The organism is Flavobacterium gelatinilyticum (assembly GCF_027111295.1).
Lineage (GTDB): Bacteria > Bacteroidota > Bacteroidia > Flavobacteriales > Flavobacteriaceae > Flavobacterium > Flavobacterium gelatinilyticum.
The window spans coordinates 2,965,331-2,989,292 of record NZ_CP114287.1; the positions used below are offsets into that span (position 1 = coordinate 2,965,331).

A 23,962-nucleotide genomic window follows, 5' to 3' on the forward strand; every position below is an offset into this window, starting at 1 on the left:
TATTTCAAATGAAAAATCAAAGTGTAAAAAATAATATTGACTGGATAAGTGTCTTTATCTACATTGCGCTGGTAACATTAGGATGGTTGAATATTTATTCTTCTTCCTTATTATCAACTGATGGAACTTATCAAAAACAGCTGATTTTCATTGGATGTACCATTCCTCTAATTTTTGTTGTACTGTTTGTTGATGGAAAATTTTACGAAAAATATGCCAGTATAATTTTTGGCGTTGCATTACTATCTCTGGCCGGTTTGTTCTTATTTGGAAAAACTATTGCAGGTCAGCGATGCTGGTATGCTATTGGAAGTTTTACATTGCAACCTTCAGAGTTTGCTAAAGCCGCAACCTCTCTGGCACTGGCTAAGTACCTAAGCGATACACAAATAAACCTAAAGGAAACAAACAGGCAGCTGCAGGCTTTGGCCATTGTATTTTTGCCCGTAATGCTTATTTTACCACAACCGGATCCAGGAAGTGCTTTAATTTACAGTGTATTCATTCTGGTTTTGTTTAGAGAAGGATTACCATCATGGTACGTTTGGACTGGTTTTATTACCATTTTATTGTTTGTCCTGACACTCGTTTTAGAACCGTATGCTGTTATTTTAATCGCATTTGGAGTATTAATGATTATTCATTTCAAAGGAAGGGCCGTTGATCGAAACATTATTTTAAGTGCTATTTTATTGGCTATTATTTCCGGTTTTGTTCTTTCTGTAGATTATGTATTCGATAATATTTTCAAACAGCACCACAGAGACCGTTTCAACATTCTTCTAGGAAAAACTGTTGATATGAAAGGTATTGGTTATAACACGAACCAATCTGAAATTGCAATTGGATCCGGAGGATGGCTTGGAAAAGGCTTTCTTGAAGGAACACAAACCAAGGGAGGTTTCGTACCGGAACAACATACTGATTACATTTTTACAACCGTAGGTGAAGAATGGGGATTTACTGGTTCTTTGGTCGTTATTCTGCTTTTTACCGGTTTATTTTTAAGGGTAATCTATTTGGCTGAAAGACAAAAAACAAAATTCAGCAGGGTTTATGGCTATTGCGTTGCTGGAATTCTGTTTATACATTTCTTTGTAAATATTGCCATGGTTATTGGTATATTCCCTACAATTGGAGTTCCTCTGCCCTTCTTTTCTTATGGAGGTTCCGGACTCTGGGGATTCACGATATTGTTGTTTATTTTTCTAAAAATGGATGCCAATAAGGTTAATGAATGGTAAACCCTTTGAGACTATTCAATTCAATAAGTTAAAATTCCAAATTCCAAGGAAGACTTAGGAACTTTATTTCAAGTTTAAAATGACTCGTTTCAGGTTTCAGTATTTATAAACTAAATGAAAGTTTAGAACATACTAACACTAATAATTTAACTACTCTATTATTTTATAAATCGAATTACTCGCATAAAAAAAGTCCGAAGTGAAAACTTCGGACTTTTTATTTAAATGCTTTTTTTATTCGTTTAAATTCTCGGTTGGTTTCTTTTTTAAAAGTTTTAGCAGAACCGGGAATGTCGATATAATCACGATTATAATGATGATGTATTCTATATGATGCTTCAAATCGATCCCTTGTTTCAAAAAGATTCCGTACAGGTAATGTCCGGCAAAGATCAAAATGAATGACCATAAAAATGAACTCAGAATATTATAGAACATGAATTTCTTTTTATCCATAGAAACGATTCCTGCTATAATTGGCGCGAACGTTCTGAAAATTGGAAGAAAACGAGCGTAAATAATTGCTTTTCCGCCATACTTCTCGAAGAAATCTTTAGATTGTAAAAGGTATTTTTTCTTAAACCAGAACGAATCTTCTTTTTTAAATAAATAATAACCGCTTTTTGCTCCGAACCAGTAACCGGTCATATTACCTAAAACCCCCATTATTGCAACAGCAGTCGAAAGCAAAAACACATTTAAAAAGTCTCCGGGAATATAAACAACATTTTGAATTAAATCGCGGCTGTAAATACCTGCTAAGAAAAGTAAACTGTCTCCCGGCAGAAAAAAACCTGCAAAAAGTCCTGTTTCGGCAAAAACGATAAACAGAACAATAAACAACCCAATCTCAACTCCTGCGATCTTTAACGTTATATAAAATTCAGGGTTTATTAACTGGGTCCAATCAAAATTATTCATACAAAGATTTGGTTATATTATAAGTTGGTGAAATTAACAATAATTTGCCTTAACAACAATTAAAAGCCATATTTTAAAGATAAATTAACTATTAAAAAAGCCCAAGTATCAACTTGAGCTTCTAAGATTATTGTTCTCTTTCGTATTTGCAGCAATAATGTAAATTATTATAGTCTGCATCTGCCGCCTTGACATCTTTTGTATCATGTCCTGCCTTTGCAATAGCATTATTCAGATCTTTTGGAGACGCTTTTTCTTCATTTAAAATAACATTCAGCTGATGAGAGCTAACGTCCCACGAAGCCGTTTTTACTCCCGGAACACTAAAAGCCGCTTTTTCGATTCGTTTTTTGCACTGCTCACAGTTTCCGTTTACCTCTGTTGTATATTTTAAATTCTTATTTTTTTTAGTTTGAGCCTGAGCTGAAAATCCTAAGATACTTAGTACTGCAATTAAAATTAAATTTCTCATTTGTATAATATTTAGTGTAATAAATTAATATTGTTATTGTTATTGTTTATTTGATTTTGAATCGTAATCCGGCATAGTACATATGCCCAAAAATTGGAGCATAAGCAACAGAAGCATCAAAATTTGGACCGAATGGATCATTAGCTCCTAAAATTGCTTTTTCCTGCTTGTAATTTCCAATATTTTCTCCTCCTATATATACTTCAAAAACAGGAGAAAAAACCCTTGTAACCTGTGCATTCATTACCACATAAGAAGGTGAAAAATCAGGAAACTGATCTTCTGCAGGATTTGAAGCTGTATACGGAAGCTGTTGTTTACCTGACCAGTTAAATGTATAATCAAATTTCCATTGTCTGTTTTTGTCGGTTACGTTCGTTTCGTATTCCAAATTTCCAAGAAAACGATGTTTTGCCTGAAGCGGACGCTGGAATGTTCCTCTCAGATAATCGGTTTGGATATCGTAATATTTGTACGCGGTTCTTAAATTCAGATTATGGATAAGTTCATAATTAAACTCAACCTGAAGACTATTGGCAAAAGAATTTCCTTTTAAATTGTAAAACATAACATCCTGCGGACTCTGCATAATATCGACAATGGCCTGATTTTGAAAATCGGTTCTGTACAAGTCAAAACCGGCTTCGGCATTTTTGTTGAATATTTTGAATTTTTGAGAAAAACTGATTCCGTAATTCCATGCAATTTCCGGATTCAGACCATACACTTTTCCGCTGTTATCCAAAATTGAAAAAGTTCTGGAACTCGCAAATAACTGTTGGTTTTCTGCAAAAATATTAGCTGAACGTTTTCCTCTTCCGGCAGAAAAACGAATTACACCATCTTTCCACGGATTATATCGCATGTGCAGACGAGGCGTCACGAAAAATCCTAATCGGTTGCTGTTGTCTACTCTTCCGCCTAAAATCAAACTGAAATTATCTGTATTGTCGTAAGTATATTCAAAGAATGCCCCTACTGAATTATCGATTCGGCTGTAATCGACAACATTCACAAATTCCTGATACTGATCGTATGAAAAATTTAAACCTGTTATGAATTTGTGCATAGTATTGTTGATAATCGAATTGAAAATTAAATTCGAATAAAAACTATTCTGCTTGATATCGTAAAGGTTTAAACCAAAATAAGAATCTTGTTTGTGGCTGTTAAATGAGTTTTGAAAACCAATACTCTGATAAGGCATATCCGGAAAAACATATCCTATTTTTGTAGAAACATCAAAACGTTCTGTATTTATTTCAGATCCCCAGTAATTGGTTGTACCGCGATCGCGGTCTTTATCAAAATCAAGTTCTCCGGTCTGTTTTTTATCATTCATATATCTAAAATTGATAAAACTAACCAAACCTGTTTCGGCATCATAATATTGATATCGGTTTAGAACATTTATTTGTTTCCCTAAGGGATTATCCAAAAATCCGTCGTTGTTCATATCGTTTTTTGCAACACGGGCATTTCCATGAACAAACAAACTTGTCGCCCATTTATCAGACAGTTTTTTATTGAAATGGGTATTCAATTCAAATCTTGAATCGGTAGAACCGTAGGCATTCAGAAAAAACGGAATGTCGTTAAGCGGTTTTAAAAGCTCGGTATTAATCTGGCCTGAAATACTTTCGTAACCGTTAATAACACTCCCCGCTCCTTTGGTGATTTGAACGCTTTCGATCCAGGTACCGGGTGTAAAAGATAAACCATACGCTTGTGAAGCACCGCGAACAGAAGGAATATTTTCCTCGGTAATCATTAAATACGGACTTGTCAGTCCCAGCATTTTTATCTGCTTGGTTCCGGTTAAAGCGTCCGAAAAATTGACATCAATAGACGGATTGGTTTCAAAACTTTCTGCCAGATTACAACAGGCGGCTTTTAAAAGCTCTTTACTTGTTATTAATGATGTATTTGAAGTAAGCGTATACGATTTTTTAATTCCTTTTTGCTTTTTTGTGATTTTTACTTCCTCCAGATTTTCTTGTGAAAACATAGGAACAGAAAGTAAAAACACCACAAAAAGCATGATATTTTTTTGCATAAAAAAGACTTTAATATTTTTAGATTATTTTGTTTGTTGTTTCCCGGCATAATGAGAAACAATCGAACATGATATATCAAGCCATAAGAGAATAGCTTGATTCTAAAATATTAAAATCAGGAATAAAAAATATACTGGCTGTATAATTTGAATAAGGGGGGCGCATTCGCATCAGAATAATACGAAATGATCTGACTGCTTTTAAAATTCGGAACAGATAAAAATGTAATGGGTTTGTATTCCTGAATTACAGCCGGAAATGCTAATTGAAAAAAGAAGATTTTAATGGTTGCATCATCTGATTTTTTTTCAATGTGAACCAGTTTGTCTTTGCAGCAAGATGATTTTTCTTCTTTTTCTGCGCAGCATTTCTTCTTAGGTGTTACAGAAACATCTGTATTTAAAGAAATAGAAGCGATTTTTCCGCCGCAATAATGCACATCAAAAGCAAAGCCTACGTTGGAAACCAACAGCAGGAAAGCTAAAAACAAAACAGTGCATTTCTTTATATTCATTTTGCAAAAGTAGGCAAAAAGACCGGGATAAAATTATAAATGAAATGTTATTTTTCTAAATTTTGAAGCTGATAATAAAATGCAGGAATAAATAAAATTACAAATATGGGCTGAATTATAAATCTTCGGACATAAAACAAAAGCCAGCTGTTATCCGGAAAATATTTTACAATTGTAAAAAACATTCCGAAAAGCACTATCAAAAAAAAGCCATATAAAAAGGCACTGAAATTGAAAATCCCCATATCTCTAAAAAGGCCGTAGAGCAAAATAAGAGAAAGTATTGTGTTTAAAGCATATCGAAACAACAAGTTTAAAAACAATTTAAAAGAATTAATTTCCGGCAATGGCTTTTTGGCAAAATCGCCTTCAAAATAATATAAAAAAGGATCGTAAAACAATGCATTTTCAAAGGCTCTTATCAATGCAAAACAAAAAACAACTCCAATGGTAATTAGAATTTTGTTTTTTTGCTGTTTGAAACTATTTAGCATATTTAGAAAATTTATTTACCCATATAACCCATAAAAAAAACACCGATCCGTAGATAATCAGCGGAAACAGAACACCATGCAGTAAATGATTGTTTTGTGGAAAATAATATAACAGAACGGTCAAAACAGCTATTCTGAATACATTTAAAATGTAAATAAAAACTATTCCGAATAAAATAAAAAGCAGGGTAGTTTTTAATTTTCCTGAAAATGCAAGCACAAAAGAAATAAACAAAATTATAACGCTTACGGCATTGCATCCTTCCACGATACGAACAATATAATTACCATTAAACAGAACATCATACCACGGACTGCCAAAATTTTTTTCGACTTTAATATCATAGTTAAAAACATTGGACAACTGCTCTACATTATGAGAAACTATACTTGTAATACCATCGGCTTCAACTCCCGTAAAGCTATCTAAATAGAACTTATACAGCACTGTAAGCAAAATATAAGCACCAAAAAAAGTTCCTATAAAAACCAGAAAAGGTCTGAATTGAATGAAATATTTTTTCAACAGATTTTTTTTTCAAATTTATGTATTTTTTGAGTTTAGCTTTAAATACTTTTGTATAAAATTTTCAAATCATGACATTTCAAGAATTACAACCAAAAATAAGCGCTATAGTTTCTGACACTAAACTTGTTAAAGATGAAAAACTATTAGCTGTCTGCCAATTATTAAACGAAAATGTAGAATATTACAACTGGGTAGGTTTTTACTTTGCTAATCACGAAAACAAAACACTTCATTTAGGCCCTTATGTTGGTGCTGAAACAGACCATACTGTTATTCCTTTTGGAAAAGGAATCTGCGGTCAGGTAGCAGAGAGCAATGCTAATTTTGTAGTGCCGGATGTGAAAGCTCAGGATAATTATATTGCATGCAGTCTGACTGTTAAATCTGAAATTGTGGTGCCCTTATTTGTAAATGGTGTAAACATCGGGCAAATCGATATTGACAGCCATGTTATTGATCCTTTTACTGAAGCTGATGAAAGATTCCTTGAATTTGTAAACCAGGAAGTTGCTAAATTATTCTAGAAACGCTATTTTTAATAAAAAATAGATCTGAATGAAAAAAAGCATATTTATAATATCCCTGTTTCTAATTTCAGCACATCTATCCGCACAAATTAACATGGTCTCGAAAAAGATTTTTCTTGACTCGTTAAATAATGAAACAACGCCTGAAAAGTACACTTATACAAGAGTAATAACCAATTACTCGCAAAAAAGCGTGCGTTATGTAGTAACCGATTTTTATAAAAACGGAAGAAAAAAAATGACCGGTGCTACTTTAGACAGAGATGTTATGAAGAAAGACGGAGAGTTTATTTTTTATTACAAAAACGGATCAAAAGAAAGTGTTGTAAATTACTCCGAAGATCATAAATCAGGAAAAGAAATTAACTGGTACGAAAACCAGAGTAAAAAATCGGAGAAACAGAATATCTGGGATCCTAAAACCAAAAAATCCAAGACTCTGATTCTGAATTACTGGAATGAAGACAAAACACAGGCCATTACAGATGGAAATGGCGATTATGAAGAAACAGATAATTTTATAACACAAAAAGGAACCATAAAAGACGGACTGAAACAAGGTGTCTGGCGGGGAAATGACAGTGCAAAGAAAACCTCGTTTACTGATAATTATGACAAGGGAGTATTAATTTCAGGAATAAGCGTAGACGAAAACAATTCGAAATTTTCATATTCGTCTTTAAGTGAAAAACAAACCGGAAAAAAAGCTCAAAAATTCAGGTAAAAAATCTTTTAGCACAAATTAAACAGCTAAAAAGTTAAACCCTGAAAATTAGTTTCCGGAAAGACAACAAACAGAGTAGACAAGTTTATTTAAAAAAAAGCCTCTGAATACCCGGATTTACGTTAGAATCAATACAGCAGATTCAGAGTAGAAACCATCACTTAAACAACTAAAAAAGAATTTATTAGGTGTTATTTTTAGATTATCTTATTTTTTTTTGATTTTTCTGTTTTTTTAATCTAATTTTGCACCCGTCTTACAAAAGATGTATGACATACATAAAAATCATTAAACAAATATTGGAATGTATTTAAGTAAAGAAAAAAAAGAAGAAATCTTCGCACAACACGGTGATGCAAAAAATACTGGTAAAGCAGAAGGTCAAATTGCGTTGTTCACTTACAGAATTGCTCACTTAACTGAACACTTAAAAAGAAATCGTCACGATTACAACACTGAGCGTTCTCTTGTACTATTAGTAGGTAAAAGAAGAGCTTTGTTGGATTACTTGAAAAAGAAAGATATCAACAGATATCGTGAGATTATCAAAGTATTGAATATCAGAAAATAATCAATATAGAAAAGAGGTGCGAGAGTGCCTCTTTTTGTTTTTACATTACAAGCATTTTACAAGAAAAAAAGTTTGGTTTTTCATTGGGTTTTAGATAACAACAACTACACACACAACAACTACAACACAACTAAAACCCATTGTATAATCAAAAAGGAAAAATTATGATTCCACAAGTTTCACAAGAAATTATCGATTTAGGAGATGGAAGAAGCATCTCAATCGAAACTGGTAAATTAGCAAAACAAGCCGATGGTTCAGTTGTTGTGCGTTTAGGAAACTGTATGCTTTTAGCAACTGCAGTTTCTGCAAGAACCTCTAACCCGGGTGTTGACTTTTTACCATTAACGGTAGATTACCGTGAAAAATTTGCTGCAGCAGGACGTTTCCCTGGCGGGTTTTTCAAAAGAGAAGCAAGACCAAGCGACAGCGAAGTATTAACAATGCGATTAGTAGACCGTGTATTACGTCCGCTTTTCCCAGACGATTACCATGCAGAAACTCAGGTTATGATTCAATTAATGTCTCATGACGAAAATGTTATGCCGGATGCATTAGCCGGTTTAGCAGCATCTGCAGCATTAGCTGTTTCTGATATTCCGTTTTATAACTTAATTTCTGAAGTACGTGTTGCACGTATCGACGGAAAATTAGTAATCAACCCAAGCAGAGAAGAATTAGAAAAATCTGATATCGACATGATGATCGGAGCTTCTATGGATTCTGTTGCGATGGTTGAAGGTGAGATGAAAGAAATCTCAGAAGCTGAAATGGTTGAAGCTATTAAATTTGCTCACGAAGCCATTAAAGTTCAAATTACTGCTCAACAAAAACTAAGAGCAAAATTAAGCTCACAGGAATACAGAACTTACGAAGGTGAAGTTGAAGACGAAGCTGTTTACGCTAAAGTAAAAGCTGCTGCTTACGATAAATGCTACGCAATTGCACAAGAAGCTTCTGGAAAAGCTGAAAGAGGTGAAAAATTTGCTGCTGTAAAAGAAGAAGCAAAAGCTTTGTTTACAGAAGAAGAATATGCTGAAAATGCAGAACTTGCAGGTTTAGTTGGAAAATACTTCTACAAAACAAACAAAGAAGCTGTTCGTAACGTAATCCTTGAAAAAGGAATTCGTCTGGACGGTAGAAAAACTACAGAAATCAGACCAATCTGGTGTGAAACTGATTATTTACCATCTGTTCACGGATCTTCTTTATTTACACGTGGAGAAACTCAAGCTTTGGCTACTGTAACTTTAGGAACTTCTAGAGAAGCAAACCAAATCGATTCTCCATCTGAGCAAGGTGAAGAGAAATTCTACTTACACTATAACTTCCCTCCTTTCTCTACAGGTGAAGCAAAACCATTAAGAGGAACTTCAAGAAGAGAAGTTGGTCACGGTAACTTAGCACAAAGAGCTTTAAAAAACATGATTCCAGCAGATTGTCCTTACACAATCCGTGTTGTTTCTGAGGTTTTAGAATCTAACGGTTCTTCTTCTATGGCAACGGTTTGTGCCGGAACAATGGCACTTATGGATGCTGGAGTTCAAATGACAAAACCAGTTTCTGGTATTGCTATGGGATTAATTACTGATGGTGAAAAATTTGCTGTATTGTCTGATATCTTAGGAGATGAAGATCACTTAGGAGATATGGACTTTAAAGTAACCGGAACTGCTGACGGTATTACAGCTTGTCAAATGGATATCAAAATCGAAGGATTACGTTATGACATTATGGAACAAGCTTTAGCTCAGGCTCGTGACGGACGTCTGCATATTTTAGGAAAACTAACTGAAACTATTGCAGCTCCAAGAGAAGATGTTAAAGCACACGCTCCAAAAATCATTACCAGAACTATTCCTGGAAACTTTATTGGAGCATTAATCGGACCTGGAGGAAAAGTAATTCAGGAATTACAAAAAGCTACAGGAACTACTATTGTAATCAACGAAGTAGACGAGCAGGGAATTGTTGAAATCTTAGGAACTGATCCGGAAGGTATTAAAACAGTACTGGCTAAAATTGACGCTTTAACTTTCAAACCTCAGGTTGGAGAAGCTTATGAAGTAAAAGTGATCAAAATGCTTGATTTTGGAGCTGTAGTTGAATATACTGCCGCGCCAGGAAACGAAGTGTTGCTTCACGTATCTGAATTGGCTTGGGAACGTACTGAAAACGTTGCCGATGTTGTAAAAATGGGAGACGTATTCCAGGTTAAATACTTAGGAATCGACCCTAAAACCAAAAAAGAAAAAGTGTCTAAAAAAGCACTTGTTCCAAGACCTCCTCGTGAGGACAAAAAAGAGTAATCAGATCTTAGTTTACTAAAGGTTTATTCATAGAAAACCCCAATTCATGTATTTGAATTGGGGTTTTTAAGTTTAATTAAAAAGCTTATTCTTTTTGAACGGAATGTTTTTCCGAATCAAATAGGCATGATAACAACTGGGAACATCAAATGTCCATTTGGGCAGGATCAAAATAATAAGCAAAACATCTATATGCCCAACAATGCCAAAAACAACCGCCAAAGAAAAAGTAATACCGGAGTACCCAAAACCAATCATCCCAACAAAAGCAAGCAATAAAGTTATTCCCCATAATTTAGAAAGAAAGGCATGTGTACAGGTTTCTTTGCCAAATTTCATAAAGCTGAAAACATATGTTAATCCTTCCATTATAAAAATAACAACTATTGCAGCCGCATTGTCCTTTATTATTTCCGGGTTTAAAAGCCACGAACACCAGGCCACACAAAGCCAAAATACCAAATCTGTCTGACTGTCCATTCTTCGGAGTTTTTCAGAAGAAACACCTTCACGACGAGCAATAATGCCATCAAAAATATCAGTCAGCAAGCCTAGAAAGATTAAAACCACAAGCTCTTTTCGAATTTCGCTTCCAAAATTATAGGTTAGAATTATTAAAACAGGACCAAGTAAAAGCCTAAAAGCTATTAGCAAAACAGGTATATTTTTCATTTTTTTTTAGTTTTATTTCTTAAACTGCCAGTTAATAAGAGGCAGTTTTCTTTTTCCATTCGTATTCCAAATCCCAAACTGCACGCCGCGAAGGTTTTTAGAATGATTAAACAATCCTATCTGAATTCCGTTATGCCGTCTCGAAACATTCGACGGAGCTATCTGAATGCCATTTCCTGATTCAGAAATATTGGCAAAACCGGAAATACTCAATCCTGCAAAGTTTTCGGTATGCAATATTCCTCCAACAGAAAAACCATTCATTGTATTCATCCCGGAAATTATTGAAACATTCATTCCTCTCATTTCTGCACCGCCCGTAAAACCTCCTGAACTAATATTCAGTCCATTTATCTTAATATACGTTTTCGTAACATCATCAAAAAAAGCAACGTTACTTATTACATTGTCATTAATTCCGACCAAAAAAGACTCAAACGGCACATTAATCGAAATTGTAAACAAGGCTATTGATAAAGGACTGGCTTCTACATTTAAACCGTTAATGGTTTGAAGTTTAATTTTTTTATTCTCATAATGACCAACTCCAAGAGCGAAACCATTTACTGTATTAACTCTTCTGGATATGGGCGATAAACTAAAAATCTTAATACTGTCATTTCTGTGATTATTTTCTGATTTCCACCGAAAATAATGAAGATCTAAATCCTCAATAGCTATAGGAGAATTAGACGGAACCAAAGTATCTGTTACTTTAGACTCGTTTTCCTGCGCAAAAGAGAATCCGCAGAAAAACAATATCACGACAAACTGCATCTTTCTGATAAAAGCAAAAGCCATTTTTTTCATAACTACGTTTATAATTTTCATGTTATTCTTTTTAAAATTACGAGACAAACTTATTGCAATAATCACATTTTATTTTGTGGAAATAAATAAAACAAAATCATAAATTTGTGATTATCGCAAATTATGAAATCACAAGAATTATTTTTAAAGGCAATCAGGCAAAAAACATCTAAGTCAGCTTCTTTAATTGAAGAAATCGCAGGAGTTTTAGAAATCAGTTATGACGCTTCGCACCGGAGAATTTCGGGAAAGAGTAAATTTTCTATAGGCGAAACAATAAAACTGGCGGGTCATTTCAATATTTCATTAGACAATTTATTTTCGAACAGAGAGAAAGTGATTATCGAAAAAACAATTGAAATTGAGAATTTAAAAGACATGCTTCAGTATTTTAAATCATCATCTGAAAACATCGAAGCATTAACAAAAAACAAGAAAACAACCTTGTTTTACTCTGCGAAAGATATTCCGTTGTTTTACTTTATGGACGGAACTATTTTGTCCAAATTCAAAGCCTTTGTTTGGCTGAATCTCTTAAATTCGAATCAGAAGAAAGTGGCTTTTGAAAATTTTGTAATTGACGAATCTTTTTCTGAATACATGCAAAAGCTAAAAAAGATTTACGAAAATACATTTGTAAACGAAGTTTGGAATGATACTACTATAAACAGCAGCCTGCAGCAGATTCTTTATTTTTATGAAGCAGGTCTTTTGAATTTAAAAAGTGCCAATGCGCTCTGCATTGATTTAAAAAGGATTATTAATCTTATAAAAACAAAATGTAACGAACCCGATGACAAGTTCTCAATTTATTACAACGAACTGATCTTACTCAACAACAACATGCTGATTGAAACGGATGAAAAATTAACCATGTTTGTTCCTTATACCTTATTAGGATATTTTATAACGGATAATGAAGAAAGCTGTAAAAACGTACATCATTTTTTTAAACAGCAGATTATCAATTCCATTCCGTTAAGACAATCTGGAATTAAGGAACAGAATCTTTTCTTTAACCGTGCAATTCGCAAGATAGATTATTATGTTGAAAAAATAAATTCGCAGGTAGATCTTCATTTCTGATTTTTTAATCCCACCCTTTAACCAATGACGAATAATGGGAAAAACTTTCAATTTAAAGAAATGTAACAATTTCGCTGCATTTTAACATTTTAATACAACATTAAAGACTTTTTTTTATACTTTTGAAATCACCAAAACCAACCATTTAACCATACAATCCTTTGAAAAATTATAAAAAAAAGAATATAATCCTTCTTCTGCTTGGATTATTCTTAAGTATTACCCCAATTTACAGCCAAACAAGTAATAATACTATTTCTATTTACAATTGGTTTGACCAGACTTTAGGAAAAGAAAATCTTGCTATATATAATGGTCCGCGTCATGTTAATTACTACAGAACGTTAGACAACAGCCATAGTTATTATGTATCAGGTAATTATAGTTCCGGAGATGTTACTTACGAAAACCAGACTTACTCTAATCTTGATCTTAAATACGATGTAAACAATGACATTCTGGTTTTTAAACCTACAGGCGAATTCGATTATATGGGAATCTGTCTAATAAAGGAAAGAACTGCGGGCTTTAGTATTTACAACAAAAAATTCATTAATATAAATTACAACAATCCTAAATGTCCGCCCTTTATGAATGGATATTATCAGGAAATTGTTTTTTCTAAAATCAATGTACTGTATATCAAACACCATAAAACCAGAACAAAAGTTATTGACACCAAAACAATTTCTGATGGTGTAAATCAGCCCACTACGGATTCGTTTAGAGACAAAAATGAGTTTGTCTTAAAATACAAAGACGTTTATTATAAGTTAAATTCAAAAAGTGATCTCATTAAAATTTTCCCTGAGCACAAAAGCATCATAAAAAATTACTACAGTAATAATGTTCAATTAGAGAAATCAGATAATAAAGTTTTTATTGAAAATCTAATTAAAGAAATCAACAATTATCTCCCTAATGAACTAAACTGAACATGAAAAAAATTATACTCACATTATTTTTATCTGCCTTTTTTACAGTATCATTTAGTCAGGAAAAAAGCAAAAAAATATCCATAGATTTTAACAATACTGATTTAAAAACAGCCATAGAAAGTATTGAAAAAGTCAGCGGTTACAAATTTTATTTTGATGAGAACTGGTTTAAAAAAGAAACCGTTTTAATAACTAAAACCTACAGCAATATTTCTATAAATGAAATACTTGACAGTCTTTTTGAAAAAACGGCTTTAAATTATTTCATTACCGAAAACAAAATAATCCTGACACAAAACAGCACGATTCACAGTTCGCTGCCTGATGATTATTTCGGTGCAAAAAATCCGGAGCCAAATAAGGTCACGGTAACTCCCCTGTTTCATCAGCAATACGATACTGTTGCACAGAAGAATAATGCAGCTGGAATACTTTATATTGGTAAGGAAAAAAAGGGAGGAGAATTAAAATCGTATACAATTTCGGGCTATATAAAAAATCGAAAAACAAAAAATTCACTTTCTAATGCAACGATTAAAGTTCGGGGTAAAAACAGCAGTACCGTTACCAACAACGAAGGATATTACAAAGTAATTGTGCCTTTTGGCCTTAATTATATTGACGTAGAACTAGTTAATCATAAGAAAACCACAGAAACAATTATGGTTTATGATGACGGAAAATTAGACATATCTCTTGACGAAACCTTTAACGAATTAGACGAAGTCGTTATTAAAAAGAGTGCCAACAAGAATGTAAAAGATGTTATTGCAGGCGTATCGACTATTGATGTTGAAAAGATAAAAAACATTCCGCTGGTACTTGGTGAAAGAGATATATTTAGAGTAGCCACAACTTTACCCGGAATAAAAACGACAGGAGAAGGTTCTGCAGGATTTAATGTACGAGGCGGAAAAGACGACCAGAACTTAATTCTTCTGGATAACGCGGTATTGTATAATACTTCGCATTTTTTAGGTTTTTTCTCTGCTGTGAATCCATACACAACCAGTAAAGTAGATATTTACAAAGGAAGTATTCCGGCAAGATTTGGAGGCAGATTATCTTCAGTTTTTGATATTTCTTCAAAAAACGGTAATCCGGAAAAATTTTCGGGCGAAGGCGGTATCGGGTCTGTAACAAGTAATCTGACCATTGGAACTCCTATAATAAAAAACAAGGCCAGCATACTGGCAGGATTTAGAACAACGTATTCAGAATGGATATTAAAAAGGCTTAAAGATGAATCTTTAAAAAACAGCGAGGCTGCTTTTTTTGACGGAATTGTAAAATACAACCATAAGATTACCAAAAACAATAATGTTGAAGCAACACTATATTACAGCAAGGATCGTTTCAGCATCTCGTCTGATTCTGTTTATAAATACAGTAATGCTTTAGTTTCTTTAAAATGGAATCATGCATTTAATGAGAAAAGCAAAGCCGATTTCATCTTTACAAACAGTGAATATAAATTCAACATAGATTACGATAACGGAACTCCAAACTCTTTTGATTACGGATATAAACTGAATGAAACGCAGTTTATCGCCAATGGTAATTATGCTCCTAATTCAAAACATGCTTTTAATTATGGTCTCTCAAGTAAACTTTACAATATTGCGCCGGGATATCTTAATCCCAAAGATCCGGCATCAAAAATAATTCCTGTAAAAATTGAAGACGAGAAAGCTTTAGAGTCGGCTGTTTATCTTGCTGATAATTATAATATAACCGAAAAAATACTCGTAAACCTCGGGCTGCGATATTCTACTTATTCTGCTTTGGGCGAATCTACACAGCGAATTTACGAACCTAATTCACCGGTTAATGACAATACAGTTGCTGATATAAAATATTATAAGAAAAATGAAGTCGTTAAAACCTACGGAGGTTTTGAACCCCGAATCGCTTTACGCTATTTGTTTACAGATGATTTTTCTGTAAAAGCAAGTTTCGACAAAACATATCAGTACATTCATTTACTCACAAACAACACCACACAATCTCCTACAGATGCATGGAAATTATCTGATTTAAATATTGCTCCACAAAAAGCACAGCAATATTCTTTAGGATTTTATAAAAATCTTTACGACGATGAATTGGAGTTAAGCCTTGAAGGATATTATAAAAAATCAGCCAATCTTCTGGATTACAAAGTGGGTTCTGATTTAATGCTGAATGAGAATCCCGAAACCCAGCTTTTACAGGGAGAAGGAAAAGCATACGGAATTGAATTTTTGATTAAAAAGAATATTGGAAAACTGAATGGATGGTTAGGCTATACGTATTCGAGAACTTTTATACGATTACCAAGTCAGTTTAATGAAGAAAAAGTAAACAATGGCAATTATTTCCCAACAAATTTTGACAAACCGCACGAAGTAAGTGCTGTACTCAATTATAAATTTACAAAGAGATACAGCTTGTCGAGCAATTTTGTTTATCAATCCGGAAGACCTATCACCTTCCCTATCGGAAGCTATATGTATAATGGCATGGAATACACTTTATACAGTGACCGAAACAAATTCAGAATACCGGATTATTACCGATTAGATATTGGATTTAATATTGAAGGAAATCATAAAATAAAGAAACTCTCCCACAGTTTTTGGAATATTTCTATTTACAATGTGTTAGGAAGAAACAATCCGTATTCGATTTTCTTTATAACGACAAACGGACAGGTTAAAGCATACAAAACTTCGATATTTTCTGTGCCAATTCCAACAATAACGTATAACATTAAATTTTAATTATTAAAAAATGAAATTTAAAACCAAACATATCAAACATTTATACAAAAAGGTTTTTCTTGTACTTTTTTGTATATCTGTCAGCAGCTGTACAGAACAATATGTTTTCCAATCGAATACATTCGAAAGCATACTTGTTGTGCAAGCCAATATTACTAACGAACTAAAAACGCAGGAAATCAAAATCACAAGATCATACCGCCTGGAAGAATATGGACCTCCAACTGAAGAAGGGGTAAATGTTTATGTTACCGAGGACGGCAGTAAATCGTATGAATTTGAATTTGAAAAAGCAACGGGACTGTATGTGTCAAAGGCGCCATTTCAGGCTGTTCCTGAAAAATCATATCAATTGCATTTTACTACTAAAGAAGGAAAATCATATTCGTCTTCTATTGAAACTTTAACACCTGTTAACGAAATTAATGTAGAACCAAAAATCGAAACTATCGATGGCGAAAAGGGTGTTCAGATTAGGGTAACCAGTTTTGATCCAAGTGCAAAATCACTATTCTACAGATATGAATATGACGAGACTTATAAAATAGTAGCTCCTGACTGGAAACCTAATAAATTAATAGTTGCGCCATTTACAACAAACGGATTTCCTGATTTTATAGTGGTTCCCAGGGAAGAAGAAACCAGAGTTTGTTTTACCACAAAAAAATCAGATAATTTGATTTTAGTGAATACTACTGATTTAAGTGAAGACCGAATTGATCTTCCAATACGTTTTATTGGCATAGCAGAACCTATCCTAAATGAACGTTACAGTATAATCGTTCGTCAATACGTACAAAATTTAGAGTCGTATACGTATTACAGTACATTAAAAAAACTATCCACATCTGAAAGTATTTTTTCGCAGGTACAGCCTGGATTTAATTATGGAAATCTCAAATCAGATGATAATGCCGATGAAAAAATAGTAGGGTATTTTGAAGTATCGTCAGTTTCATCAAAAAGAATATTTTTCAATTTTAGGGATATCTTTGTAGCTGATCCTTATCCTCCATATTATATACCATGTGTACCTGAAGAACTGCAAAACTGCTGGGATGCGGGCCCGGGGTGCAGAGGTCCAAAAATTCTTTCTATCGTTAAAGCGCCAAAAACTGCAGGCGCTTATTACGGAAGATTTGATGACATTTTCGTATTTGTACCTTCACCTTGCGGAGACTGTACTTCATTTTCATCTAACATTAGACCTTTATTTTGGATAGATTAAAAAAAATAGCAAACCTGATTATGCTGCTCATTGTTAATGCAGCTATTGCGCAGAATGGTTCATTGCAAAAAAATGAAACCAGTAAACTGACCATTGAAAATATATTCGTTCATGTAAGCAACACAACATTAATTGCCGGTGAAACTTTACACTGTAAATTGTATTGTTTAAATTCTCCAAACAACAATTTTAGTTCTATAAGCAAAATTGCGCATGTTGAATTGGTAAACAAAGAAAACCAAAGTATTCTCACGGCTAAAATAAACCTTGAAAACGGAACAGGAGAAGGCGATTTCTTTATTCCGGCAACAATTGCTACAGGCAGTTACAAACTAATTGCTTATACCAAATGGATGCTGAACAATAGTGATTCTAAAGTATCTTCAACTGACCTGATACTTATAAATCCTTATACCACGAACAGCGACAAAATAAATAACTCAAAAGATGTTACAAACAATTTCGAAGCGAAATCAAATTCAGGGTCTTATGCTTTAGAAGTAAATAAAAAGTTTTTTGCAAAAAGAGAACAGGTTTCAATAAGCCTGAAATCAGTAAATTCGATGAATACGAAGGGAAACTTTTCTCTTTCAGTAAAAAAGAAAGACAATCTCCCTTCTCAAAAACAAATGAACTCTAATGAATTTGCGGCATACAACTCGGGTTTACAAACTACCTTGAAGGAACAACTCTCTTTTCTACCGGAACTTAGAGGAGAAATTATCTCGGGAACAATTACCAACAATAAAGATCCGAAACAAGTTGCAGGAAAAAATGTCGCACTATCATTACCCGGAGACAATTTTGCATTTAAGATTGCTAAAACCAATTCAGAGGGTAAATTCAATTTTATTTTAGATAAAAGTCCAAATTACTCAAATGCCGTAATTCAGGTTACGGGTGAAGACAAAAACGACTACACAGTTGAAATTGATAAAGCGAATGTTTACAATTTAAAAAACACAACATCATCAGAAGAATTAAGTCTTAGTTTTGATTATAAAGCCGGTATAGAAGAAAGATCTGTCGCCAGTCAAATTGAAAACGCTTATTATACTTCTAAAAAAGACAGTCTACAGCCAGACGTAAAAACAGTTCCTTTTTATAATCCATTATTAGAAAGAGAATATATTCTTGAAGATTACACCAAATTTCCTTCTTTAAAAGAAACGATTACAGAAGTAGTTAAAGAAGCCTATTATCGCGAGGAAAATAAAAATTTCACCCTTCATGTCAGAGATATTAACTATGATCTTAAATTTTTCGCTGAACCGGCATTAATTCTTGTTGACGGTCTGATGATCCAGAACAGCAATGAATTAGTCGATTATAAAATGGAGAATGTTTATAAAATAAGTCTTGTACCTGGCGTTTATGTCTATGGTCCAAAAGCGTTTGACGGCATTATCAGCTTTACGACAAAAAACGGTGACTATATCACTAAAGAAAAAGGCAGTCATATTTTAAAAACCGAAATTCAGAGACCTTTAAATAAAACAATCTGCTTTAAACCGGATTACACCAATACCAATAAATATGATCGTATTCCTGACTACAGACATCAGCTTTTATGGGAACCAGAATTATCTCTGGAAGGTTTAGAAAAAACAATCTCATTTTTTACTTCTGATGTTCCGGGTATATACGAAATAAACCTTGAAGGATTTACAAACAATGGAACTCCGGTATCTTTAAAAGAAAGTTTTGAAGTAAAATAAACACCTAAAAATCTTTAAAAAATAAAACCTCTATTTCTGAAAATCAGGATAAAGGTTTTGTTTTTTTTAGTTATTTCACTTTTAAAATGATATTTCCACACCAAAACACTCAAAAAAGCCTTTAAAAACCAATTAAATACACTTAAAACTTTGCTTCATTCACATTCATGAAGGTATTGATTTTTCATTTTCTTACTGTAATCTTAATATTACAGCTTGTTTTATAAAGAAAATGTAAAAAAACAAAAAAAACACGAGTAAACTTACAATTTATTGAATAAAAAAAATACCTTTAACGCTCCAAAAATAAAATTATTAACCCTAAAAACCTTATTATGAGCTTTAACTTTACAGTAGTCCAGCAAAACAAAATCAATACCGAACCTTTTGGCTTTTTAGACGGTGTTAATCTTGATAACCCGGTACCGCCTCTAGTTTCGACAAAAACCTACGATCGTTTTGGAGTAAAAACGTTAAAAATCAGCGCTATTTTATACGTTAATTACAAAGATGCTCAAAATCCTTACATTGGAAAATTAAACGAAGTAGATGGCAGGCTGGAAATTAATTATTGCTATGATTTCAGCGAAATAAAACCACTTGCTTACGATGTTTGGTATATTGAAATAGACTATACATCTGCAGGCGTTGAAAACATCAAAGAAGTTGTATCCTTCTTACAAGATATTGATCCTATTACTTCAAGAGGAACAGAAACAGCGGTTAGTCACTAATCTATCTAAACTATTTCTTTTAAGACAAATTACATCGTTTACTTTTATAAAAATTAAACGATGTTTTTTTAGTAACAAAAAACTTTGAAATGAACAAATTCAAAATATTTCTAGTTTCATTATGTTTTCAATTTCCTTTTTTAATACTTGCCCAAGACATAGCCTACAACACATTTCACAACACACTCAAAAAAAAGGCAATAGAATTTAGCCATGAACCCAATTTCAATAAAGTTCAGAACTTTTTTATTGAAAAAAATTACGATTCGACTCTGGTATTTTCTATGAGACTTCTTAATTCTACAAAAGATAAGATAGTAACAGATTATTGTCACTATTTTAGAGGAAGCTCCTTTAGAGCAAAAAAACTATTTAAAGAAGCAAAGTCTGAATTAAATCTAGTCAGCAGGGAATTCGAATTTTATATCTTAATACACAAAGAGCTTGGGGAAATTGCTTTGGAGCTAAATGATTTTGAAAAAGCAATACAGTATTTTAAAGAAGCTGAAAAACTGTCTATTAAAAATAAACAGGTGATCAAAACAAGTACAATTTATGTAAATCTGGGCAGCTCTTATCTTCATTTAAATCAATTTAAAAATGCTGAAGAATTCTTTTTTAAAAGTCTTAAGCTTCAAGAAAAAGAAAAAGACACAACATCATTGATTGAACTTTACATAAACATCGCAAATCTGTATTATATTCAATACAAAGACAATGAAGCAATCCCTTTTTTCGAAAAAGCGTATCATTTGTCTGTAAAGACAGCTCATTTTGACTTGAAAAGAAAATCTTCCCTAAACATGGCAGTTGTTGAGGAAAACAGGGGAAATTTTAAAAAAGCACTGCTATACAGAAAAGAATCTGATCACTGGAAAGACTCTTTAAATAATCAAAACAAAATCTGGGCAGTTGCTGATTTTGAGAAAAAGTTCGCTGTAGCGCAGAAACAAAAGGAAATTAAGGTTCTTACAGTAGAAAATAAACTAAAAAATACCCAGCGTAACATTTTCTTTTTTTCTGCCACAGGGTTATTATTATTATTGACAGGTGGCGTTTATTTATACGCACAAAAAGTTAGAAACAGCAAGACCATTTTACGTCAAAAAAACAAACTTGATGAATTAAATGCTACTAAAGATCAGCTTTTTTCTATTGTAAGCCATGATTTACGTTCTTCTGTAAATGCGCTAAAAACAAGTAATGCAAAATTATCTGCCACGCTTGAAACCAAAAATTATGATGAGCTAAACCAGCTTATCATTCAGAACAGCGGAATTGCAAACGGAGCTTACAGTTTATTAGACAATTTACTGCATTGGGCATTATTACAAACCAAGCAATTGTATTTCAATAGAGAATCTGTTCATTTGTATTCTATTGTACAGCAAATTGAATATAATTACAAACCTTTATTATTAGACAAATCAATTCAGTTTGAGAATTCGGTTTCAAAAAGCATTTTTTTATTTGTCGATCTGGATTCGCTTAAAATTGTATTGAGAAACTTACTGGACAATGCCATAAAGTTTTCTCCTAAAAACGGACAAATAACATTCCTTTCTAATGAAATCGATTCTGATTTCTGCCAGTTGATTATTCAGGACACAGGTATCGGAATGAGCGAAAGCACCATTGCAGAATTACTTCAGGAAGGCGAATTGTTAGCAAAAAAAGGCAATTCTGAAATTATTGGAACCGGATTAGGCATACAACTTTGTAAACAGATGATTGCAAAAAATAACGGTACGTTTACAATTGAAAGTGAACTTAATAAAGGAACTCGAATGATAGTAACATTACCAAAAACAAAATAAAAATGGATAATATTAATGTTCTTATAATCGAAGATACTACGGAGCAGAGCGAAGCTCTTGTAAAAATATTGCTCCAAAACAATTATAATATTGCCGGAGTAGCCAAAAATTTCACCGAAGCTTTAAAGCTTTTTTACGAAAAAGCTATTGATATTATAATCATCGATGTTTTTCTGGATGGCAAACCAGACGGAATCACTTTTGCAGAATCTATCAATATTATTCCAAATGTTTCAAAACCTTTTGTGTTTTTAACCAGTTCGCAGGATCGTCAGATTTTTGAAAGGGCTAAACTTACAAAGCCTTTCAGTTTTTTAATGAAACCTTTTAACGAACTGGAAATTTTATATGCTATCGAAATGGCAATCGAAAAGTTTTACGAGCAGACAAATGTTTTTCTTACCGAAGAACAGGACACGGTAGTAAGTAATGATTCTTTGTTTATCAAAAAGAAAAATTCATTAAAAAAAGTGGTTTTAACGGACATTTTGTACATCGAAGTTGAAGAACGTTACTGCAACATCATTACCGAAAAAGAAAAATTTGTAATCCTGATTTCCCTAACCAAAATCAGTGACTTATTAGACAAGAACAAGTTTATTAAAACCCATAGAAATACAATTGTAAATACAGATAAAATAGAAGAAATCATTCTAGCTGATAATCTAATTATATTAAAAGGCAATCATAAAATAAACCTGAGTGATACTTATAAAGATTTTATAAAGAAAATGAATATCCTCTCTTAAACATTAACTTTACACTCAATACAAAAACTCTTCTTAAGGCCGTTAAGAAGAGTTTTTCTTTTTATACAACAAATTAACATAAAAAACAATTTTGTTTATTTCATGACACTAAAACGAGGTTTCGTGACATTTAAAACAATATCAAGCCCTCTTCGATCTTATTTTTATAACCTCAAATCAATATAGACACATATGGACAGAATAATACTTATGCAACCTGAGATGAAACTTATTACCATACTAAAAAAAATAAAAAACAATCCCTGGGTTGGTTTAACGGCTTCTTTAGTCATCATTATTATAAGCCTGTACAAAATATTAGACAATGTATCTGAATTCAATGTAGAATACATATTACTTGTCATTGCATTACCAATTTACGTTTATTCACTAAAAAAAATATTTGATGAAATATTGAATAGAAATGATGATTCTCACGAGTAAATATTGTTTCAGTTCTTTTTTCCGAAAATCTTTCATCTCCTCCCGATTTCACACTACTGAAAGTGGTTTAAAGTCAAAATCAAGATTCCGAAACTAACTTCATTCGATACTTCTGATCTTTTAAAAGCTCATGTTTAAACAATAGAGACATGGGCTTTTTTTCATAGTAACGCAACCTTTTAATTATTTTTTATACTATAGATTATAAAAGATAAATACTATGAAAAAAACAACAATTTTTATTTCGACAATTCTGCTGATTTTTTTATTTTCATGTTATAATGACTCTGTAGAAACAATAAGTCCAAATCCAACAGATGAGAGTAAATATTATGATCAGGATCCAGATTGCAAAGAAATTAAAAGTGGGACTTGCTGCGATGTTGATGGCAGGATATTCGTAGAGACAGGAACATCTTATAAATACACTTACGACTATAAAGCTTTTAATGCACCTACTGTCGATAATGAAATTGAATGGACTGTTTTAAGCGGCTCAATAATTTTACTGGAGGGGCAAGGCACGAAAGAAGCAACTTTTTATTTCAACAAGAATTTTACTAAAGGAGAGATTTCAGGATACAACAAAAAATCACTGCAATGCCAAAGTACTATATTAATTTCTAAATTATAGTTTTACAC

At 32.7% G+C, this 23,962-nt stretch carries 22 protein-coding genes; 14 read left to right on the forward strand and 8 right to left on the reverse strand.

All coding sequences use genetic code 11. The features are described from left to right. Positions 1 to 8 precede the first annotated feature (8 nt). A complete protein-coding gene (rodA, locus tag OZP11_RS12520) occupies positions 9 to 1,244 on the forward strand; it encodes a rod shape-determining protein RodA (protein ID WP_281230899.1) in 1,236 nt (411 codons plus the stop codon). 234 nt (positions 1,245 to 1,478) lie between these two features. On the opposite strand, the gene OZP11_RS12525 is transcribed toward rodA, so the two are convergent. The 6 genes from OZP11_RS12525 to xrtF form a co-directional block, all read right to left on the reverse strand. Beyond that, positions 1,479 to 2,165 (reverse strand): DedA family protein, encoded by a 687-nt coding sequence (locus OZP11_RS12525; RefSeq protein ID WP_281230900.1) that lies wholly within the window; start codon positions 2,163 to 2,165, stop codon positions 1,479 to 1,481. Between the two features lie 127 nt (positions 2,166 to 2,292). Then, positions 2,293 to 2,637: a heavy-metal-associated domain-containing protein gene (locus OZP11_RS12530; protein WP_281230901.1), complete on the reverse strand. Its 345-nt coding sequence runs from the start codon at positions 2,635 to 2,637 to the stop codon at positions 2,293 to 2,295. 46 nt (positions 2,638 to 2,683) lie between these two features. After that, positions 2,684 to 4,693, reverse strand: a complete 2,010-nt coding sequence (locus OZP11_RS12535; RefSeq protein ID WP_281230902.1) for a TonB-dependent receptor plug domain-containing protein — start codon at positions 4,691 to 4,693, stop codon at positions 2,684 to 2,686. Positions 4,694 to 4,809: 116 nt separating this feature from the next. Further along, positions 4,810 to 5,208 (reverse strand): HYC_CC_PP family protein, encoded by a 399-nt coding sequence (locus OZP11_RS12540; RefSeq protein WP_281230903.1) that lies wholly within the window; start codon positions 5,206 to 5,208, stop codon positions 4,810 to 4,812. A 47-nt stretch (positions 5,209 to 5,255) separates the two neighbouring features. After that, the gene (locus OZP11_RS12545; RefSeq protein WP_281230904.1) at positions 5,256 to 5,702 is read right to left on the reverse strand and encodes an exosortase F system-associated membrane protein; all 447 of its coding nucleotides are present in this window, start codon (positions 5,700 to 5,702) and stop codon (positions 5,256 to 5,258) included. Continuing rightward, positions 5,692 to 6,228, reverse strand: a complete 537-nt coding sequence (gene xrtF, locus OZP11_RS12550) for an exosortase family protein XrtF (protein ID WP_281230905.1) — start codon at positions 6,226 to 6,228, stop codon at positions 5,692 to 5,694. Before xrtF ends, OZP11_RS12545 begins: the two co-directional genes overlap by 11 nt. Positions 6,229 to 6,299: 71 nt before the next feature. On the opposite strand from xrtF, the gene OZP11_RS12555 reads away from it, so the two are divergent. The 4 genes from OZP11_RS12555 (at position 6,300) to OZP11_RS12570 (ending at position 10,362) form a co-directional block, all read left to right on the forward strand. After that, a complete protein-coding gene (locus OZP11_RS12555; protein WP_281230906.1) occupies positions 6,300 to 6,755 on the forward strand; it encodes a GAF domain-containing protein in 456 nt (151 codons plus the stop codon). A 31-nt stretch (positions 6,756 to 6,786) separates the two neighbouring features. Beyond that, complete coding sequence (locus OZP11_RS12560; protein WP_281230907.1) at positions 6,787 to 7,482, forward strand: toxin-antitoxin system YwqK family antitoxin; 696 nt, start codon at positions 6,787 to 6,789, stop codon at positions 7,480 to 7,482. A gap of 304 nt (positions 7,483 to 7,786) precedes the next feature. Continuing rightward, positions 7,787 to 8,053 carry a 30S ribosomal protein S15 gene (rpsO, locus tag OZP11_RS12565; protein WP_281230908.1) on the forward strand — a complete coding sequence of 89 codons (267 nt, stop codon included), beginning with the start codon at positions 7,787 to 7,789 and terminating at the stop codon, positions 8,051 to 8,053. A gap of 164 nt (positions 8,054 to 8,217) precedes the next feature. Further along, positions 8,218 to 10,362: a polyribonucleotide nucleotidyltransferase gene (locus OZP11_RS12570; RefSeq protein WP_281230909.1), complete on the forward strand. Its 2,145-nt coding sequence runs from the start codon at positions 8,218 to 8,220 to the stop codon at positions 10,360 to 10,362. Between the two features lie 72 nt (positions 10,363 to 10,434). On the opposite strand, the gene OZP11_RS12575 is transcribed toward OZP11_RS12570, so the two are convergent. Both OZP11_RS12575 and OZP11_RS12580 read right to left on the reverse strand, forming a co-directional pair. Beyond that, positions 10,435 to 11,034, reverse strand: a complete 600-nt coding sequence (locus tag OZP11_RS12575; RefSeq protein WP_281230910.1) for a CDP-alcohol phosphatidyltransferase family protein — start codon at positions 11,032 to 11,034, stop codon at positions 10,435 to 10,437. Between the two features lie 12 nt (positions 11,035 to 11,046). Then, entirely contained in the window at positions 11,047 to 11,865 is an 819-nt protein-coding gene (locus OZP11_RS12580) for an LA_2272 family surface repeat-containing protein (protein WP_281230911.1), read from the reverse strand. A gap of 102 nt (positions 11,866 to 11,967) precedes the next feature. On the opposite strand from OZP11_RS12580, the gene OZP11_RS12585 reads away from it, so the two are divergent. The 9 genes from OZP11_RS12585 to OZP11_RS12625 all read left to right on the forward strand — a co-directional run bounded on the left by OZP11_RS12585 (position 11,968) and on the right by OZP11_RS12625 (position 23,954). Then, entirely contained in the window at positions 11,968 to 12,930 is a 963-nt protein-coding gene (locus OZP11_RS12585; protein ID WP_281230912.1) for a hypothetical protein, read from the forward strand. 161 nt (positions 12,931 to 13,091) lie between these two features. Beyond that, positions 13,092 to 13,865 (forward strand): hypothetical protein, encoded by a 774-nt coding sequence (locus OZP11_RS12590; protein WP_281230913.1) that lies wholly within the window; start codon positions 13,092 to 13,094, stop codon positions 13,863 to 13,865. 2 nt (positions 13,866 to 13,867) lie between these two features. Then, the gene (locus OZP11_RS12595) at positions 13,868 to 16,630 is read left to right on the forward strand and encodes a TonB-dependent receptor (RefSeq protein ID WP_281230914.1); all 2,763 of its coding nucleotides are present in this window, start codon (positions 13,868 to 13,870) and stop codon (positions 16,628 to 16,630) included. Positions 16,631 to 16,640: 10 nt separating this feature from the next. Beyond that, entirely contained in the window at positions 16,641 to 17,858 is a 1,218-nt protein-coding gene (locus OZP11_RS12600) for a DUF4249 domain-containing protein (RefSeq protein WP_281230915.1), read from the forward strand. Between the two features lie 20 nt (positions 17,859 to 17,878). Further along, positions 17,879 to 19,576, forward strand: a complete 1,698-nt coding sequence (locus OZP11_RS12605) for a hypothetical protein (RefSeq protein WP_281230916.1) — start codon at positions 17,879 to 17,881, stop codon at positions 19,574 to 19,576. A gap of 335 nt (positions 19,577 to 19,911) precedes the next feature. Beyond that, positions 19,912 to 20,310: a hypothetical protein gene (locus OZP11_RS12610; protein WP_281230917.1), complete on the forward strand. Its 399-nt coding sequence runs from the start codon at positions 19,912 to 19,914 to the stop codon at positions 20,308 to 20,310. A gap of 89 nt (positions 20,311 to 20,399) precedes the next feature. Then, positions 20,400 to 22,127: a tetratricopeptide repeat-containing sensor histidine kinase gene (locus tag OZP11_RS12615; RefSeq protein ID WP_281230918.1), complete on the forward strand. Its 1,728-nt coding sequence runs from the start codon at positions 20,400 to 20,402 to the stop codon at positions 22,125 to 22,127. Positions 22,128 to 22,129: 2 nt separating this feature from the next. After that, positions 22,130 to 22,876: a LytR/AlgR family response regulator transcription factor gene (locus OZP11_RS12620; protein WP_281230919.1), complete on the forward strand. Its 747-nt coding sequence runs from the start codon at positions 22,130 to 22,132 to the stop codon at positions 22,874 to 22,876. 664 nt (positions 22,877 to 23,540) lie between these two features. Continuing rightward, complete coding sequence (locus OZP11_RS12625) at positions 23,541 to 23,954, forward strand: hypothetical protein (RefSeq protein ID WP_281230920.1); 414 nt, start codon at positions 23,541 to 23,543, stop codon at positions 23,952 to 23,954. Positions 23,955 to 23,962: the final 8 nt, after the last annotated feature.

Coding starts and splice junctions, on each gene's coding strand:
- OZP11_RS12555 (WP_281230906.1), top strand. CDS start 6,300: ATGACATTTCAAGAATTACAACCAAAAATAAGCGCTATAGTTTCTGAC.
- OZP11_RS12625 (WP_281230920.1), top strand. CDS start 23,541: ATGAAAAAAACAACAATTTTTATTTCGACAATTCTGCTGATTTTTTTA.
- OZP11_RS12610 (WP_281230917.1), top strand. CDS start 19,912: ATGAGCTTTAACTTTACAGTAGTCCAGCAAAACAAAATCAATACCGAA.
- OZP11_RS12600 (WP_281230915.1), top strand. CDS start 16,641: ATGAAATTTAAAACCAAACATATCAAACATTTATACAAAAAGGTTTTT.
- OZP11_RS12570 (WP_281230909.1), top strand. CDS start 8,218: ATGATTCCACAAGTTTCACAAGAAATTATCGATTTAGGAGATGGAAGA.
- OZP11_RS12530 (WP_281230901.1), bottom strand. CDS start 2,637: ATGAGAAATTTAATTTTAATTGCAGTACTAAGTATCTTAGGATTTTCA.
- OZP11_RS12615 (WP_281230918.1), top strand. CDS start 20,400: ATGAACAAATTCAAAATATTTCTAGTTTCATTATGTTTTCAATTTCCT.
- OZP11_RS12525 (WP_281230900.1), bottom strand. CDS start 2,165: ATGAATAATTTTGATTGGACCCAGTTAATAAACCCTGAATTTTATATA.
- OZP11_RS12580 (WP_281230911.1), bottom strand. CDS start 11,865: ATGAAAATTATAAACGTAGTTATGAAAAAAATGGCTTTTGCTTTTATC.
- OZP11_RS12605 (WP_281230916.1), top strand. CDS start 17,879: ATGCTGCTCATTGTTAATGCAGCTATTGCGCAGAATGGTTCATTGCAA.
- OZP11_RS12585 (WP_281230912.1), top strand. CDS start 11,968: ATGAAATCACAAGAATTATTTTTAAAGGCAATCAGGCAAAAAACATCT.
- OZP11_RS12620 (WP_281230919.1), top strand. CDS start 22,130: ATGGATAATATTAATGTTCTTATAATCGAAGATACTACGGAGCAGAGC.
- OZP11_RS12595 (WP_281230914.1), top strand. CDS start 13,868: ATGAAAAAAATTATACTCACATTATTTTTATCTGCCTTTTTTACAGTA.
- OZP11_RS12575 (WP_281230910.1), bottom strand. CDS start 11,034: ATGAAAAATATACCTGTTTTGCTAATAGCTTTTAGGCTTTTACTTGGT.
- OZP11_RS12535 (WP_281230902.1), bottom strand. CDS start 4,693: ATGCAAAAAAATATCATGCTTTTTGTGGTGTTTTTACTTTCTGTTCCT.
- rpsO (WP_281230908.1), top strand. CDS start 7,787: ATGTATTTAAGTAAAGAAAAAAAAGAAGAAATCTTCGCACAACACGGT.
- OZP11_RS12540 (WP_281230903.1), bottom strand. CDS start 5,208: ATGAATATAAAGAAATGCACTGTTTTGTTTTTAGCTTTCCTGCTGTTG.
- OZP11_RS12560 (WP_281230907.1), top strand. CDS start 6,787: ATGAAAAAAAGCATATTTATAATATCCCTGTTTCTAATTTCAGCACAT.
- OZP11_RS12545 (WP_281230904.1), bottom strand. CDS start 5,702: ATGCTAAATAGTTTCAAACAGCAAAAAAACAAAATTCTAATTACCATT.
- rodA (WP_281230899.1), top strand. CDS start 9: ATGAAAAATCAAAGTGTAAAAAATAATATTGACTGGATAAGTGTCTTT.